The sequence below is a fragment of the Gemmatimonadaceae bacterium genome, assembly GCA_035633115.1.
GTDB lineage: Bacteria > Gemmatimonadota > Gemmatimonadetes > Gemmatimonadales > Gemmatimonadaceae > UBA4720.
Genome location: DASQFN010000082.1, coordinates 15,604 through 32,088, shown reverse-complemented (window position 1 = coordinate 32,088; position 16,485 = coordinate 15,604). Strand labels below are relative to the sequence as shown.

General features: G+C 54.3%; 11 protein-coding genes and 1 riboswitch. Of the genes, 2 read left to right on the top strand and 9 right to left on the bottom strand.

From position 1 onward, the window contains the following. Nucleotides 1-44: 44 nt before the first annotated feature. The 6 genes from VES88_11425 to VES88_11400 all read right to left on the bottom strand — a co-directional run bounded on the left by VES88_11425 (nucleotide 45) and on the right by VES88_11400 (nucleotide 9,648). On the bottom strand, nucleotides 45-2,870 hold the full coding sequence (locus tag VES88_11425; GenBank protein HYN82105.1) for a site-specific DNA-methyltransferase: 2,826 nt from the start codon (nucleotides 2,868-2,870) through the stop codon (nucleotides 45-47). Next, nucleotides 2,867-3,961 (bottom strand): Fic family protein, encoded by a 1,095-nt coding sequence (locus tag VES88_11420; protein HYN82104.1) that lies wholly within the window; start codon nucleotides 3,959-3,961, stop codon nucleotides 2,867-2,869. Before VES88_11420 ends, VES88_11425 begins: the two co-directional genes overlap by 4 nt. 82 nt (nucleotides 3,962-4,043) lie before the next feature. Beyond that, nucleotides 4,044-6,383 carry a hypothetical protein gene (locus VES88_11415; protein HYN82103.1) on the bottom strand — a complete coding sequence of 780 codons (2,340 nt, stop codon included), beginning with the start codon at nucleotides 6,381-6,383 and terminating at the stop codon, nucleotides 4,044-4,046. Nucleotides 6,384-6,405: 22 nt separating this feature from the next. Then, nucleotides 6,406-7,116 carry a hypothetical protein gene (locus VES88_11410; protein HYN82102.1) on the bottom strand — a complete coding sequence of 237 codons (711 nt, stop codon included), beginning with the start codon at nucleotides 7,114-7,116 and terminating at the stop codon, nucleotides 6,406-6,408. Nucleotides 7,117-7,438: 322 nt separating this feature from the next. Next, the gene (locus VES88_11405) at nucleotides 7,439-7,624 is read right to left on the bottom strand and encodes a hypothetical protein (GenBank protein ID HYN82101.1); all 186 of its coding nucleotides are present in this window, start codon (nucleotides 7,622-7,624) and stop codon (nucleotides 7,439-7,441) included. Between the two features lie 254 nt (nucleotides 7,625-7,878). Further along, complete coding sequence (locus VES88_11400; GenBank protein HYN82100.1) at nucleotides 7,879-9,648, bottom strand: FAD-dependent oxidoreductase; 1,770 nt, start codon at nucleotides 9,646-9,648, stop codon at nucleotides 7,879-7,881. A 302-nt stretch (nucleotides 9,649-9,950) separates the two neighbouring features. Here VES88_11400 and VES88_11395 point away from each other — a divergent pair, with 302 nt between their 5' ends. Next, nucleotides 9,951-10,655, top strand: coding sequence for an alanine--tRNA ligase-related protein (locus VES88_11395; protein HYN82099.1), 705 nt, complete (start codon nucleotides 9,951-9,953; stop codon nucleotides 10,653-10,655). 72 nt (nucleotides 10,656-10,727) lie between these two features. After that, nucleotides 10,728-12,299: a carboxylate-amine ligase gene (locus VES88_11390; protein HYN82098.1), complete on the top strand. Its 1,572-nt coding sequence runs from the start codon at nucleotides 10,728-10,730 to the stop codon at nucleotides 12,297-12,299. Nucleotides 12,300-13,142: 843 nt separating this feature from the next. On the opposite strand, the gene VES88_11385 is transcribed toward VES88_11390, so the two are convergent. From VES88_11385 to VES88_11375, 3 genes are all read right to left on the bottom strand, one after another. Further along, the gene (locus VES88_11385) at nucleotides 13,143-13,898 is read right to left on the bottom strand and encodes a hypothetical protein (protein HYN82097.1); all 756 of its coding nucleotides are present in this window, start codon (nucleotides 13,896-13,898) and stop codon (nucleotides 13,143-13,145) included. A 497-nt stretch (nucleotides 13,899-14,395) separates the two neighbouring features. Then, the gene (locus tag VES88_11380; protein HYN82096.1) at nucleotides 14,396-15,442 is read right to left on the bottom strand and encodes a DUF262 domain-containing protein; all 1,047 of its coding nucleotides are present in this window, start codon (nucleotides 15,440-15,442) and stop codon (nucleotides 14,396-14,398) included. 4 nt (nucleotides 15,443-15,446) lie between these two features. Further along, nucleotides 15,447-16,046, bottom strand: a complete 600-nt coding sequence (locus VES88_11375) for a hypothetical protein (GenBank protein ID HYN82095.1) — start codon at nucleotides 16,044-16,046, stop codon at nucleotides 15,447-15,449. A gap of 337 nt (nucleotides 16,047-16,383) precedes the next feature. Beyond that, nucleotides 16,384-16,459: riboswitch (SAM riboswitch) on the top strand. Nucleotides 16,460-16,485: the final 26 nt, after the last annotated feature.

The following is a 16,485-nucleotide window of genomic DNA, read 5'->3' as shown; positions in this document are numbered from 1 at the left end:
TCGCGAGAGACCGCCGGTAAGGACCTCCGCGATTCTGAAGTCCACTACTCGACTCTGAACACCTTCATCACTTCGTCGCCGAGGTGGTTGATGACTTTGACGGCAATTCGTCCTGATTTTGGCTTGTCGAACGCACGAGACGTGTCGCTGTGGAGTGATTCCCACGCATCCTGGTCAATCTCGGCCTTAAGTGTCGTCTTGAGTGCGCCGTAAGGATCGTTCGCGCCGAGGAAGTAGGCGTGTCGGACGAAAAAGCTTTCTTCGTTGTAGTCAGTGTCGATGAACCAGCATGCGATTCCGTCGGGGCCGTCGCTGCGAACCTCTCCAGTGCTCGGATGGAATACATCCACGCCGTTCACTTTCACTTTTACTCTTCCGTCTTTCTGTGGAAGCAGATCGATGTCCGGCTCGCCGAAGATGACGAAGAGATTTCCCTTCCCTGTGTTCTTGAGGTCATCCGACATGTGGAGGTCGGCGTTCATCCGCGCTTTGAGAACGGGAATGCGGCCGAGCTTGCTGAATTCCGTTGCGTGCGCTTCGTAGTTGAAGGCGCATGCAATCAGAACATCGAAGTTCGCGTCGCCGGCTTCGCGTGCTGCTGCGACGAGATCGGGGCGAGTGACGGTACCGAATTCCGGGCCGATGAAGATTGCTGCGCGTTTCTCGGCGGCTGATCCATTGGATCCTTCGATGTATCTACCTTCAGCGGCAACGAACTCACCTGGCCAGGGAGCGAGGGCCGTGAAGCTAATGCGGTCTTCCTTATGCACCTGTTGAACTCCGGCGGTGCGGAGATTCTCCAGGATCATTTGGGGGAATGTTTGCCTTGCCTGGTACTCCGCCTCGGATTCGGAGATGCGATCGATGAGCTCGTCGTTTTCATCAACGGCAAGCATACGGTGTGGTGAAAGGCTCTCTACGGTGAACGGGCCGGCAACTCTGACCTTTTTGTTGTCCTGGTACGGTTTATCGTAGAGGAATTCGAATTCGGCTTTAGCTGCGATCGAAGCGTCGATCTCTTTTTGCCGAGCGATTCGCGCCTCCCACCATTTGGTGTGGATATCCTTCGCGGTCTTGATCCAGTGGCTGTCGGCATCGCGGGGAATTTCCCAGTCCTGCCAATTCTTGTGCAGATAGGAATTCAGTTTGTCGCGAAGCGGCTCGAGCGTCTGCTGCCACTTTTCCCAGATCACGTCGATCTCAGAGTCATTCGCGATCGACTTAAGCGTGATGTGCGGGACGCGTTCGTAAACAAATCCCTGCCGGATGTTTCTCCGCGTGGCCTGAGAGGACGGAGCGGTACGCGTGACCTGAGCCTCCTTCCTCTGTCCATCCGCAGAGTCGACAAGAAGGTAAAATGGGTATCGCGCGCCCATGATTCTTGCGCGGGCGAGAGCAAGCGCCACCCTAGATGTGTCAATCGTGATCCAGCGTCGCCCCCATTGTTCTGAAACGTAGGCGGTGGTGCCCGCGCCACACGTCGGGTCCAAAACGAGATCTCCGGGATCTGTGGCCATTAAGACACATCGTTCGATCACCGTCGTTGCTGTTTGCACTACGTAGACTTTGGGGTCGGCTCGACTAGTGACCCCACCAGAAACGTCGTTCCAGAAATTGTCCACTGATAGTGCTGAGAAGTCATCGAAGAATTTTCGATACGAGATGTTTGCTCCCGTCTTCAGAATCCGGTCGGCGCGTAGGACGCGTGTCATCCCGACTTGAGATGTCCGCCAACCGCCACTCGAGGGTTCGTATTTTCGGGCCCGAGATTCAACGGGAAACAACGTCGTTGCCGATGCTGATCGAGAAGTTAGTCCTTGGTCGCGAAACAACCGGCTTCCCGTTGGTAGTGTGCTCGGCTCCTCAAGCTCGGCGTCGGTTGCTCGTCGCTCGCTTAGGTCAGGCAATCTGAGCGTTTTGAAGCGACTTGCACCTTCCTTTCCGGCCTGAAGTACTCTGTGCAGCGGTCGGAATTTTAGCGCATCGATGTCGCGCGAGTACCACAAGAGATAGTTCGCGGTGTTATCAATTAGCTCTGAACCGAGACCTATGGACGTCTTGTAGGTGATGAGGCTGACGAAGTTCTGATCTCCAAATACCTCGTCCATAAGGGCGCGGATTCGGTGAATGTTTTCGTCGCCGATCTGAACGAAGATCGACCCCGACTCAGTCAATAGATCTCGTGCAACGGCCAAACGATCGCGCAGGTAGGTTAGATATGAATGAACCCCGTCCTTCCATGTGTCTCTGAAGGCTTTTACCTGTTCCGGTTCGCGTGTAATGTGATCACGATTTCCATCTTTTACTTTCGTCGAGCCTGTGCTCCACTGAAAGTTCGAGTTGAACTTGATCCCGTAGGGCGGATCGATGTAGATGCACTGCACCTTCCCACGCAGTCCTTCACGCTCAGCAAGACTTGCCATCACCTGTAACGAGTCGCCGAGTATCATGCGGTTCGACCAGTTCTGATCGTGCTGGTAGAACTCGGTCTTGTCGACGCCCTTCGGAATTCCGTTGAAATCAGAAAAGAGATCCGCCTCGATCTGCCCCAACTCGTGACGATCCTCGCGAGTCTGACGAAGCAGATCGTCGATCAGCGCCTTCGGATGAACTTTCTCCTGGATGTAGAGCGGAGGCGCGTTGACTACGAGATCGCTCCAGTCCTGCTGATCCTTCCCGCGCCACACGAGCTGGGGATCGAGATCACGGTTCCGGCGCTCATACGCAACACGAACCGGATTCTCCGCCTCTTTCTGGATTACACTCTGATACTCGGCCGTCGGGATGTTTTTCCGCGTCGCGTCGTCATGGAGGAGAGTCTCGACGACTTTCCCCGGCTTCTTTCTGGCTCCGCCGCGTTTTGCGCTCAATTCCCACCCGCCACCATCGAGTCTCCAGTAAGAATTTCGAGCAGAGCTACATTCATATAGTAGTTGGTCCGCCCGATCTTCTCCTTTCGGAGAAATCCCCCTGCCGCGAGCTCATCGAGATATCTGGTCGCCGTGATCCGTGTGACGCCGAGATCGCGCTCGAGGAATTGAATCTTTGTGTAAGGATGCATAAAAAGATTGTTGATCAGATCCTGGCTGTAGAATTTGTACCTTCCTCGTATCTGATGCTTTGTCAACAGAAGCGCTGAGGAAATTCGTCGTATGGTCAATATTGCATCACGCGCAGTGACCTCGACGCCCTCCAGCATGTAGAGCACCCATTCCTCCCACGCATCTTTGTCCCGCACCTTCTGTAGCAGCCGATAATACTCTGCTTTGGTCCTGACGATGTACCGGCTGAGGTAAAGCACCGGAATGTCGAGAAGGCTCTTCTGCACCAGGTAAAGAACGTTCACAATCCGACCAGTGCGTCCATTGCCATCGTAGAAGGGGTGAATGCTCTCGAACTGGTGGTGCAGGATTGCCATCTTGATGAGAGGATCGGCATCGAACGCTCCATCATCGTTGATGAAACGCTCGAGATCAGTCATGAGATCCTTGATAGTTTCGGCATGCTGGGGCGGTGTATAGACGATCCGTCCGGCGGGATCCTTAAGAACAGTCCCTGGAACTTTTCGAAGACCAGCCCTGTTCCCTTCGAGAGTCTCTTGAATATTCAAGATGTGGCTGACAGTCAGCAGGCCACTCTCCTGAACCGCGTCGAAGCCTACCTTCAAAGCTTGCCGGTATCGCAGCACTTCCTTGGCCGCAGTCCCGGTTGCCTCGGCCGGAAAGGCGTCGTCCCGAAAGAGCTCGTCATGGGTCGTGACGATGTTTTCGATAGCCGAGCTGTCCTTTGCCTCGCGAAGGCCGAGGGTATTGATCAGTATCGCCTGGTTGGGGATGGATTGGGCCACCCCCTTGAGCTCGGCAAGCTGGCGCGTCGCCCCAGCGAGTCGTTTCAGAATCGTGGGGGTTTCGAATCGCTCGCTGGACAGGCGAACTAATTCATTTAGTTCAGGTTCGGCCATTTCTTTATACAGGTTGGAATGGATATGTATAGAAAACAAGGAAAACTATACACATCCTGGCCGATAAGTAAAGAAACCCTACTTAAGCCGCCTCTATCCGCGCGCTTGGGATGGCCCGGATGGCCTCGTCGAAGGCCTTCCGGATCTTCTTCTCGAAATCCGACTCGATCTCATAAACCTCCCTCAGCTCGGCAAAACCCCACCGGCCGAAGGTCCCGAGATTGTTTACGGCCGGAACCCAGTAGTTGTCCATTGTCGACTTCTTTTCTTTCGCATCCTCGCGACGGTAGCCTTTTATCTCGACGACGAGGTGAAGGATATCATCCGGGCCATGGCCGTCATCCACGAGAACGATGAAATCCGGCAGGTACGTCCTTGCCTCAGAGCCAAAACGATACGGCACCTCGAGGCCGAGGTTGTGATTCTTCACATACGCCATGACCCTCGGATGAGATTCGGCCACCCGACAGAACTCCTCCTCCCAGCCGCTGTCGAGAACGATCCAGTTGATGTGACACTTTCCAGGATCTGTTTCCCATCGATCGGGTCGCGAGGTATTGAAGCGGACGTGGGATGTCGATCCGACCGGATTATATGAATCGAGAAGTGCCTTGATCGGTCGCTCGCCTGCAAATGCGGCCGTGATGCCGGCAGTTATGCGGTTGCACGCCATGTCAGCGAGCTCCTGATACATGAGGAGAGCCGGATATGTGCTGCCCTTACAAACCAGATGATTGTCGAGCCACTGCCGAGTGATCCGCTTGAGCTGCCCGAAGAGGTGAAGCTTCGGGGCTTCGCCGGCGTCTCTCCATTTCGTGTAGAGAAGCCGTTTCGTCAGATGAAAAAGCAGCTCTGATGTTCGGACCTGATCGAGATGCTTGAGATTGAGATCGACCGCTTCTCCGATGATTCCCTGATTTCTCGTGATCGACGGCCCGACGATTTCCGGCGTCAGCGTGAGAGTCGAATCGTCGGTGAAGTGCGCAGTGAGGCGTTCGTCAGGTAGCTCCACGCGATAACCCGTGACGCGTGGGAAGCGAATCTCGAGCGTGTCGCGCTCAGGTCTCATCGCCTTGACGAGAACGGTTTCGCGGGGTCGCTGCGGCGGTGCTACCACAGGCTTTGCGGTAAAATCGAATGGAATTCCCAGCACGTCAGCGTATTCGACGTCGAACAGTCCTTCATCGTTGAGATCATACGATTGTCTGCGCAGCGCGCGTCCGATTACCTGCTCGCAGAGAAGTTGAGTGCCGAACGCACGCACGCCGAGTACGTGGGTGACCGTGCTGGCGTCCCAACCTTCGGTGAGCATGGACACGGATACTACACAGCGGATCGATCCGCCGAGTCGTCCTTTCTTGCCGACTGTATTCATTACTTCGCGGAGCAGCTCCTGGTCGGATATCGATTCTCCGGCGCGCTGATCGCCCGATCGCTCGACCATTTCCCGCCGGAAACGATCGATTTCGTCAGCGGCGATCGTTCGGAAATTGTCGTCGAGACCTTCTCCGCTCTCGAGCTGCTCGCTGTCGATCAGAAGCGTGTTCGGCCGGTGAAGTGGATTGCCGTGTTCGTCGAAGTTGCGGAAGAGGCGGAGCCGGCCGTTGTTAAACGTGGTAGATCCGTCTTCGTTCTCGCGATTGAAGCCCGAGATGAAATCGTAGACCAGCTTCGACGTCGACGTGTTGTTGCAGACGATGATGAAGCAGGGTGGAACCGAGATCTTCGCCGTTTCCCAGAGCTCGAAGGTTTTTTCATAGTGACCATACAGTGCATCGAGCGCTGTCTGGAGACGGACGGGAAGCGCCAGCGGATCGAGAATCGCTGCCTTACCGCGGCCCTTCTTCGGCATGTCTTTGCGGATGTTCTCCCAGAGATTCCGGAACATCGGCATCTCATCACCCGGAATGTTTTGCGCAACAGGAACGCGAGGCAGTTTGACGATGCCGCTTTCGATCGCATCCATTAGCGAGAAATCGCTCATCGTCCACGGGAACAGCGTTCCCTCGGCGTAGCCTGACCCGCGGAGGAAAAACGGCGTCGCAGAAAGGTCGAGCACGCGTGAGACACCAATCTTTCGATTGACCGCCTCAAGTCCCGAAATCCACAGGCGAGCAGCTTCGTTGTTTTCTTCGGCTTCCTTGCGCTCGTCACCCTTCAGAGCCTCTTCCTCTTCGTCGCCGGGTTTTTCGCGATAGCAGTGGTGGGCTTCGTCGTTGAGCACCAGGATATGTTTCATCGCCATCAGCTCCGGCATGACACGTTGAAGCATCTGCCCTTCGGTTTCCAGCGTCTGAAGGTCAGGACCTGTTCGACCCTGCAGCAGCGACCGGCCACCCTTCGAAAGCTCGAGACGCTCTCGCATTTTGAATGAGTGGTAGTTTGTGATGACGATCTTCGCGCGATTCACATCCTCGAGCATGTCATGGGGGACGAGCTCACGATCAGCGTAGTAAGCGTCCGGATCGTTTGCTTGCAGGACGCGAAGGCGATCCTTGATCCGTTATTCCGGGCGTGACGACGAGGAATCCGCGTGTGAATCGCTTGCTTCCGGGGTGACGCACCGTGTTGATCGTTTGCCATGCGATGAGCATCGCCATGACAGTCGTTTTGCCGGCGCCGGTTGCAAGTTTTAGTGCAAGCCGAGAGAGCTCCGGATTCGCGTCGTTGTTCGCGTTCTTCAGGTGCTCGAGGAAGCGCTTGCCTTCGCGATCGTTTGGCGCGACTTCGGTGAGCCAGATCGCGACTTCGGCTGCTTCGATCTGGGCAAAGAAGGGTCGGACGCCGGTGAAGTTGTGCTCCCGCCAATGCTTGAGGAGACGGGCGGTTTCCGGTGTTACTCCCCAGCTGTTCGCATTTGGGATGGCTCGCCATTGATCGACTCTGTGGCGGAGCTCGTTGATGATCGGTGTGGGATCGTATTCCTGGGCCGAGGTGGAGACGCCTGCGCCCTCGTCGAAGATGAGCTTGTGCTGTTCGCCTGCTGATTCCCTGCGTCGTTTCGGCTTCGGGATCGGAGTGATGAATTCCGCTTTCCGCCGATTTTCGATGATTTGCTGGGTCGGTTGTCCGTGCTCGTCGAGTTCCCAGTGACGAGCTGGGTACTCGTAGGGCGAGTTCAGGATCGGGTGATCGAAGAAGGGGATGCCGGTCATCGGTTCGCGTCGAGCAGAAAGCTATAGTCGCGCTCCGACATGACCTCGGCAAGGCTCCCACTCGAGCCTCAACGTTTGAGGTAGGCTCGGATGAGGCGGTGCTACACTTTCCGTAGAAATAACAGTCTGGCCTGCGATGGGCAGTCGTTCCACTTGCGGGTGTAGTGCCGAACGCGGTCCCCACCCCTTCTCACAGAGTACTTGGTAACGGCCAGGCGCTCGCGTTCCGGTTGCGGTGAGGTTCGGCCGAACCCTCGGCGGTTGTCGGGCTCGCCATAAAAAGAAGAGAGACAGTCATGTCTCTCTCAATGCTTGGAAAACCTTATCTGAAGTGTCCATTAGAGTGCGTCAGCAGCTGCTCTCGATTCTTTTCCGCGATTTCTCTGATCCATTCGCGCTCCTTTCTTTCCAGCTCAGCAAGATTGCGTTCAAAAATATCGCGACTCCGGTTGGACGTTACATCCCCGCTCGGACGGGCTTTCGTTGCGTTGGGTTTCTTGGTTGCCATCTTTCTTTCTCCAATAAGAGGGGTGGTTATTCGACAGTCGGTTCAACCCCTTGGTTCCGCTACCGTCAAACTGCGGCGCCCTTAATCAACGAGACTGTGCGCCGTGCGCAACGCCTAATTTCTTGCTGGGACGTCTGTCGTTCTCTTAGCAACTTCCGCTCCCGGATCAAGGTCTATCATCTAAACTGTTACGGAACAAGGACTTATGCGCCGATCGGGAAGGGTGTTTTAGCCTGAATCCAAGAACAAAAACATCAATCTCGGATGTAGTCGCGGTAGTCAATGCAATGAAGGCGAGAGTACTCAGCCTGATCGATCCAAGCCGGTGGAGAGATGCCCAGTTTGTCTAATACCAGCTCAGCGGACTTGAGCGCGCCCTCAACCCAGCCCTGCTCGGACGAATATGCCTCACCGCACACGAACAAGTTGACATCACCGAAGGGCTGAACGAGTGCTTCTATGGACTCCCAAGATTTGACATGAACATTCCAGGAGTGCCAGCCGCCCCCGAATGGAGCTTCAGTCCAATCTTTTACGAGTGCAACATACGGCTCCGGAATATCTTGAACCGCGGGACTTAGCTGGGCGATCTGTCGATGTGCGCTCTCGGCCATGGCATGTGACGCGCCAAACGCCTCCAAGTTGTCTTCTTCATCTGCAGACAGATTATCGACCGACCGATAGATCGGCTTGGAAGCACGTTTGTGCAATGGCCTCCAAAAATCAACGTAGTGCTCATCGCTATAGCTCGCCATCACAATCCTGCGAACCGAAGGTTGCTCGGGAGGGCGTTCGAAGTAGTAAACTTGACGGATCGGAAGATCCGTAGTTGTGCGGCCTGACGGCTTGCCTAATGCTTCTGCTCGCTCCCACCATGCCCTCTCATATCCCAAAAACAATTTAAAAAGGGGGTGCGCAGTCACGTCTTCCAAGCGCTCGTGAAACGCCGCCATGGAACTATTCGACGTGATCTTAAACTCTAACTGTTTCAAAGCGTACTTTGGCAAAGCCAGAATAACGTTTCTAGCAACCACGGACTGCCCCGAATCAAACGAGAGCTGTAGCGCGGGCCGGTCATCTGCAGACACTCGCTCAACCGTCTTAAGCGAGTGGCGATCGCAAAATGCATCGCCGCTTTCCCCGCTGAATGACGCGACAAGCGCTCTTGGAATACGAGCCATTCCGCTATCGACCGTTAGATAATCCACCCCGAAATCTGACAAGAACCAGGGAATCGCGTCCGCCGCATTCCAATTTGCAAGAATGGATTCGTATCCAAGGGCGTCATGTACTAAGAGAAATCCTTCGTTGCTCAGGTATTTCTGGAGTAAGTTCCAGAAGCCGAGCTCATACAGGGGTTTGTTATCAATTCTCCCGGTACGCTTCACTGCAGCCCATTCGCGGGCTGACAAGAAGAGGCGGTTTAATCGGTCCAATCTCAGGTCACGATCCCCGTCGGCAGAACTCAACGAGCGGAGTTTCTCACGCGCTGATTCCTGATTCGCTTTTGTCACAGCTCCGCTAGGGTGGTCGAAAGTGATGTCCAGCAAGCCCGACAGAATTGCGAGTTTGGCGAGTCGGATCGGATCATAGGGCTCGCCGTCTGATAAGAGATATGGAAAACCCGTCGGACCCTTGCATGCTTCGCACACGCCGCTTGACATGATAGATGAAGGAAGGCGACGCCCGCGTAGATACATGAACGACGTCTCAAAATCGAAGGAGCGTTCGCGCTCACCAATCTTTTGTATCAGACCACGAAACAACAATTGATTGCTAGTAAACCGCATTCCGCCCAACTCAGCCAAGTGCGAGCTGCCGGGGACCTTTATCGTCAAGAGCCGACCGCCAACCCGGCCGCTTGACTCGAAGAGCCGAATTGATGCAGCACGTGACTCCCCGCCGAGGTGCTCCGTGAGTTCACTCTCAGGGGCGTTAGCCAATCTCCAAGCCGCATAACTGCCTGCGCACCCGGCACCTATGATCGCAAAATCAAGAACGTTAGCCGTTTCGCCGACTCCCACCTAGCTCTCCATTTAAGAGTTTTTTTAACTAGGTATTGAGCGCCCAAGCTGTTGGGAGTCAGAAGCCCGCGCAAGAGTAGAAACTCTGTCCTAAGGTGCATTACGCAGCGGCTTACAACGTCGCATTGCCAATAGTTTTGACGGCGGCCTAACAACCAGCTATAGTTGACCCGCTGGTCACAGACGCTCGCTTACTGCGAAATGCCTCCCGGTCCTCGCCGATAGCCGCGTTCGACGGCCTGACCACCTTCCTCACGACCCGCACTGTTATGTCGAATACCTCGCTCGTTTACTTGGAGGAGATGTTTAACTATTCAACGTCTGCGACGATTGAAGCAGTTCAAATTGATGCCACAGGTACGTGGCTGGTGCTCGATCGCACGATCTTCTATCCTCAGGGAGGGGGTCAGCCGTCGGATACCGGTTTTATCACGGCCAACGATTTCCGATTCGCCGTCCGTCAAGTCCGCTACGCAGATGGGCAAGTGCAGCATATCGGGAATATTGTACAAGGAGAACCGACTGCAGGGCTTTCCGTTATGCTGAATGTGGACCCGGCGCGTCGCGAAGAGAATTCGCGACTGCAGTCAGGTGGCCATCTCATCCTCAATGCGATGGCCAACGCAGATCAACCTTTCGTGGCGACTAAAGGGTATCACTTTCCAGACGGTCCATACGTTGAGTTTGATGGCATCGTTCCAGAAAACGAGCGCGACACACTCACTGCCCAGCTACAAACAGAGGTTGACAGGCTGATCGCTCTCGATCTGCCGGTCGTTGCCCGCATCGTTCGCCCAGACGAACTCCAAAGTCTTTGTCGAAACGTGCCTGCAAATGTTCCGATGGACAAACCCAGCCGGATAGTAATAATCGACGGTTTCGCTCAACCATGTGGCGGCACTCACGTCCTCACACTTGGGAAACTCGCCGGCATGCGGATTGAAAAGGTCCGAGCAAAGAAGGGGGTCACACGAGTGTCTTATTCGTTCCCGCGCACCGTCCAATAGCTAGCCCGCCCGGGACTGAGCTCTAGTTCTAAACTGCGAGTGAAGAAAGCACCCCGTTTACCTCCTGAGCCGATGCGCGCAATTACGTCGCCCGATCACGAGCCTCGCTCTCCTGACGCCCTTAGCGAAACCAAGCATCGTGAAATACACGCATTCTCGTGCAGCCTCCTCAAGAAAATTGAGCTGGTTAAGCCCGAGCCTGGAAAGCCCGGCTCTGACCGGAGTGTGCGAGCGTTGCTCCCCGGTAAAGATGCACTAAAAGCAAACGGGGTCGCTGAAGAATATCGAGTATGGATAGAGCGCACAATCGACAATCACGGCGCCTACTTGTCACCCAGAGACAACAATCTTCTCCGCTCCAACCTGATTGAAATTAGTACCTACATACGTATGGAACGGCGCGGGCAAGATGTCTCAGTCGAGATGTATCGAGATTTGTTCACACAAGAGCTGTTAGAACTGCTTTTCCAGCAGGACGATGTTTTTGTCATGATACGTGAGCGTAGCACACTTCCATATATGGCCGCAAAGCGTCGGTACTGGCATTCGGTTCCACTGACCATCGGGGTTGAAGAGGAATACCAGATTGTTTCAAGAAAAAACTGGGCGCTGAGCCCCAAGGCCGACGAGGTGCTCCGACGCGCTGATGATGCCAAGCATTTCAGCCGTGAAGTGTATCAATCTCAGGTAGAAATGAAGACAGATCCACTAGGCGATATTCCAGCGCTCGCGAATGATCTTCGCAGGTTGAGGGAGCAGCTTCAGAGCGCACTGCCTAAAAACCTAGCGGTTGTTTCTGCGGCAACACATCCGTTCTCCACATGGAATGCTCAACAGCCCCATCATACTCCCAGAACGGATCTGTTCGTGCACGATATGCAAGATGCCGTCCGCCGGTTGGTGACATTTGGGCTACACGTTCACATTGGAGTGGACGATCCGGAGCTTCGGATTCAGATCATGAATTCCGCTCGTCAAATAATCCCACTTCTTCTCGCAGTAAGTTCCAGCTCACCGTATTGGGAAGGCCGAGACACGGGATTTCAATCCTATCGCAGTTCAGTGTTCGCTGTACTTCCACGCACCGGCATTCCCCCAGTGTTTCCGAACAACCATGCCTTTGAACGCTACGTAAATCTTCTGGCCACCACGCGGTCGTTTGATAGCAAGGGATCCAATGATCCTACAAAGATTTGGTGGGACGTTCGTTTGCATCCCAAGTATCCGACAATCGAATTCCGCATCTGCGACGCCTGCTCCAGAATCGTCGACACCGTTTGTATCGCCGCTTTGTGTCAGGCTGTAGTGGCAAAACTGGCTCGATTGCTCCACGATGGTCAAACCCTGCGCATTCAATGGAAGCCAATCATCGAAGAGAATAAGTGGCGGGCGGCTAGATACGGCAGGCGGGCACGTTTTATTGATGAACGGACGGAGCGCGAAGTCACTTGCCGATACGCAGCTCTCGAGCTGCTGGACTTTGTCGACGACGTACTCGACGACCTCGGGTCACGTAGTGAGGCGCACCATATTTTAACAATATTGGATAAAGGAACAAGTTCGAATCGCCAAACGGTGGAATATCGCCGCAACGAAAGCCTCACCGATGTAGTTCGCCTTCTCGCGAAGGAGTTTACCGAGTAAGAACAAATCGTATTTGCCCCAGGGATGAGCGTTAATCATGTTTGTTTCAAGAAACCTAGTGTCGCGCGCGTCAACGTCGAGAGAGGAATAGCAGTGGCTACTAGTATTGGTTCAGTCCTTACATCCTATGCAGACTGGTCGGGATTGCTGACAGGTGAAACGGATGCGATACGGCTTGCGCAATTCGCTACTCCTGCGGAATGTGAGACGCTCGCAGCCCTACTCGTATCTCATCCACGCTCCGTCGATTTTTCCACGGCGGCAGGCATCACTAGAGTCGGGAGCTCGTTCAGCGACATAAGAAAGACCGGCCGGGTCCGCGAGCTGTACTCCGAAAAGGATGTGCTTGAGGAATTCCTATTGAGCAGTCCCGTAATCGCCCGGCTTTATGGACAAATTGCCGCTTCTTGGCCAGCGGGCGTCGAGACCCTGACATTTGACGGTTTACTGCTGCACCGGTTTGTGGGCCGCCGAATCGTTGGCGGAGGTGCGGAGCCTCACGACGACAATATCGCCAAAGAGCTACCGGGACACGCCGTCGCGGCTGAAGTGTCGGTACAGCTGGGAGTAAATCTTTACGTTGAAACGCCTAACTCCGGAGGAGAGCTCGAAGGCTGGCGACGGCGACTTTCCGCTGCGGAATATGACTCAATGCGCAATTCCGAACCAAAGCTTTCCTACGGCGTGAACCGTGCCCAGATTGGACTGCCGGATTGGACGATCAAACCTACGACAGGCGATGTCATAGTATTTCGAAACAGCGAGCTTCACGCTATTCATGGAAGCTCAGAACCGCGCTCAACCTGCGGCTTCTTCTTGGGATTCCGGTCCCCCGACAAGCCACTAGTAATGTGGTCTTAATTGTTCATGATCCCCAAAGGTCGCAAAGGGAATCTCAAGCAGTGTTCGATTTCCTAGGGGCTGCCAGGTCCCGACATCCTCGATGTCGGGAATCGGCTCGGAGCTAATTACGATGCGGTTAGGCCCATCGCAGCGGTGCATCGTGTAGTATTCCGGAGTTCTTGTGGAAGAGTCGAACCAGTTGCAAATAATTAGACGGCCTGACTGAACCAGAACAAAATTGGCCGATGTCGTAGTGGGAGGGAGTAAGCCGAGGCGACGCTCAAGAGCATCTGTTGTGTCGTCGGCCTCGATCGCTGGCTTGAGCCATTCTAGCAGATTAAGGCTATCCCAATCCGAACTTCCACAGGCACTACCAAGGATATCAGGTGCGAATCCGTTGTGAAAAAAGAACGCGGGATTGCCGCTGATCTCGAACTCAATCGGATGAACAAAGCGCATGCCGATTTGATCAGGATTCGTCGCATTTCGAACGTGCGCGACAATAACATCACTCGTTTCTTCAGGGAAAGCCTCTACCGCATCGTCTGCCGTGATTCCAGTCGCGGAGCGATAGCATCGGAGTGTTCCATCGTCCGCGGCGAAGACGAGTCCCCAGCCGTCTAAATGCGTAATCCCACCAGGAGCACCAGTGGGGCCAACTTGAGCGTACTCGTGACGAGCTGTCAGCCCTGCGCCCATCAATCGCGCTGCTGCGACAACGTCGGAAACTTTTGCGCGGCCGATACTGACGATCATTCGACACATTGTTACGCTCTTCCAAGAGTGGTTTACGCTGCCTCTATCATATGCTCTGTTATCTATTCAGTTGCCGCGAGAGCGTGATCCTGGGCTAAGGTCACGTTGCCGAGGACGCCGATAGTCTAGGCCATTATCGCTCTAATCGGGGAGGGCTTCCCACCTGTCGCAAACAGGTGACCGGCCACGCGAGGGCCAAAGCCATGAGACCAGTAAATGCGAGCCAACTCACCCTCGATCTCCCAAGCTTGTCGGTGAAACTGCCTTCGATCTGTAGGGTGTATTATCCCACTTGGCCCGTCATGCGGCTCGAACTTTGTCCATGAGGTATGAAACCGTAAAGCCGCGGTCAACAGATCGCGATGTTGCTTAGCTCGTCGGTGCGATAGAGGGTTCTAATAGGCGCGCCACAAAGCCGTGGACTAGCTAACGATATCCGATTCTCGATCAAGGATCTCTGACACCGACCTGATCGTGGATCCAACGCCATGGCCATTCTAGGCTTGTCCTTCCTGGAATTGACCCAGCAAATCGACCAAAACGCGGTGTCGGGTTTCCCGCCTATCCTTGTCCGAGGCTGCCTTCTCAACTGCAGTCACATAACGCCGGACATTTCTAGGCACCTTCCGCGAACTGCCGTCTTTGGATAACCGAGCAGTTACCTGTTTCTCGAAATTGCCGAGTGCTACCTGAGCCTTCTTAAGTTTACGAGCAAGTAGTCCTCCAGTCGAGTTGATCTCAGCCGATGCAAGGAAGAGTGAATAGTAGTCGCTCTTACCGCGCCAACGAGATGCGCGTAGATCAGGGACGAGCAATTCAGTTAATGCTCGCGCAGCTTCAAACTCTTTAAGCCAAACCTGCTTGTCCGGTACTTTTGCCTCGTAGGATGCAAACATTCCGTCGAGAGAGGCCTTCTTATTTTGCGGTCCGTGCATTAGTCCGACGAGCAACTCTGCCATGAACTCGATGTCCACCATTCGCCGAATTTCGGTCGCGGTCACAATTCCCTGTTCGGCCCAGAATCGTTGATCAGCCAAGTCGGTGACAGTCCGTATAAAATCCCCTTTGTACCTAGCGTTTCGAAGCTCTTGGGCATTTAGCGTTACCGTATTTTGATTAAGTCTCTGGAACAAATCACGCAAGTCAGCCTCACTTGCTCCCTCAATCTCTCGGACTACAAGACGATAATTCCAGAAGGCTTTCTTTTCATCGGCTGTGAGATCATCCCATGTGTCTCCTCCGCGCCCTGGCGTGAACCCCTCCATCAATTCCACCTCCCCCCGCGTGAAATCGATGAGGGCTCGTATTCTCTGTTGTCCATCGACCAGCGCGTAGACAGTATTGCCTGTTTCATCGGTCTCTTTCTGAATGTAGACTTCAGGGATCGGTAGACCTCGGAGGGCGGTATCGATTAAGTACGCCCTGTGTTTGTCCAACCACACAGGATTTCTCTGAAATGGCGGTTTGAACTCGAGACGCTCTTCGGCAAGTCTATCTTTGAACCAGCTTATGGTTTGACTTGACTGCTCTACGCGTATGGACATCCTTTTAGGCCATGCCGGAGCTAAGGAGCTGTTGAATAGCCGGCTGAATGCGTGCTTGGTGAGCCGTATAGAAATGGCGTGCGTGCGAATGTGACTTGAATAGCCAAGCCTTAACAGGATACTGTCGCGTAACCTCATGAAGAAACGGGCCGGCTAGTCGAGGGAACCACGATTGCGAAAGGGAGCAACTCACCGGGAGTTGGTCGGGGCGTAGTAGGCCGTAGAACAAATTATCTCGCGTCTTTTTGAGTTTGCGTTTCTCATCGTCGCCAACCATCATGATTTCTTGCGCACGCTGGACGAGCTCAAGTGCGGTCTCGTCAAACAGTGAGCTTGAGATGGCTACAAAATCCAAGTCGCTGTGGCGCCCAAACAAGCGCAACAAGTGATCTGGGTTTTGACTGAATCCGAGTCTACCAGAGCCGATCATGTGAATGTCTGCTTCTGCAATCTCCAATTTCGCCCCCAATTCGCTCCTGACGTCATCGTATTCGGTTCGACTGTCGCCGAAAACATGCGGGACGCCAGAAAGTAGCACGGTATCTACGAATGTGCCTGCTTCCATCTCTGCGGCTTGGCGGATACGCCCCCATATTTCATGCAACGTTTGATGTGAGTTTGGACTGGTTCGAGGCATTGCGATACTCAGCGCCTGCTGCTCTAGCTATCATTCTTTGCTTACGTGTGAGATGTCTGAAATCTGTCTGTGTCCCATTTCTAGACCTTGCGGGATTCCGCTCTTTCCGAGTTTCGGGAAGAGAATCTGCAAGCATTACAGCGGGATTGGCTCCCGTTGCCGGCTTGCCATCGAGGCGGGAGCCACCGCGGACGCGTGAAGGCTGCACCGCCGCACAAGATGTCACTAACCTCCTGGATGTCCTAGTAGCACGCTCGCGCCACTTGCTGCTGGTTGCAAAGGTCAATACAATACAACACAGTTCGATAGAGTTCGTGGCGATTTATGGCAACTTGCGGCCACGTTAAACATTCCGCTAAAGCGCTCGCCCGGCGCCTACTCGCGGGCTTTTTTCGTATCCGGTAAG

Excerpts from the sequence above, each read along its gene's own strand:
- VES88_11380 (HYN82096.1), bottom strand. The coding sequence starts at position 15,442 with ATGTCCATACGCGTAGAGCAGTCAAGTCAAACCATAAGCTGGTTCAAA.
- VES88_11395 (HYN82099.1), top strand. The coding sequence starts at position 9,951 with ATGTTTAACTATTCAACGTCTGCGACGATTGAAGCAGTTCAAATTGAT.
- VES88_11385 (HYN82097.1), bottom strand. The coding sequence starts at position 13,898 with ATGATCGTCAGTATCGGCCGCGCAAAAGTTTCCGACGTTGTCGCAGCA.
- VES88_11390 (HYN82098.1), top strand. The coding sequence starts at position 10,728 with ATGCGCGCAATTACGTCGCCCGATCACGAGCCTCGCTCTCCTGACGCC.
- VES88_11420 (HYN82104.1), bottom strand. The coding sequence starts at position 3,961 with ATGGCCGAACCTGAACTAAATGAATTAGTTCGCCTGTCCAGCGAGCGA.
- VES88_11410 (HYN82102.1), bottom strand. The coding sequence starts at position 7,116 with ATGACCGGCATCCCCTTCTTCGATCACCCGATCCTGAACTCGCCCTAC.
- VES88_11405 (HYN82101.1), bottom strand. The coding sequence starts at position 7,624 with ATGGCAACCAAGAAACCCAACGCAACGAAAGCCCGTCCGAGCGGGGAT.
- VES88_11415 (HYN82103.1), bottom strand. The coding sequence starts at position 6,383 with ATGCTCGAGGATGTGAATCGCGCGAAGATCGTCATCACAAACTACCAC.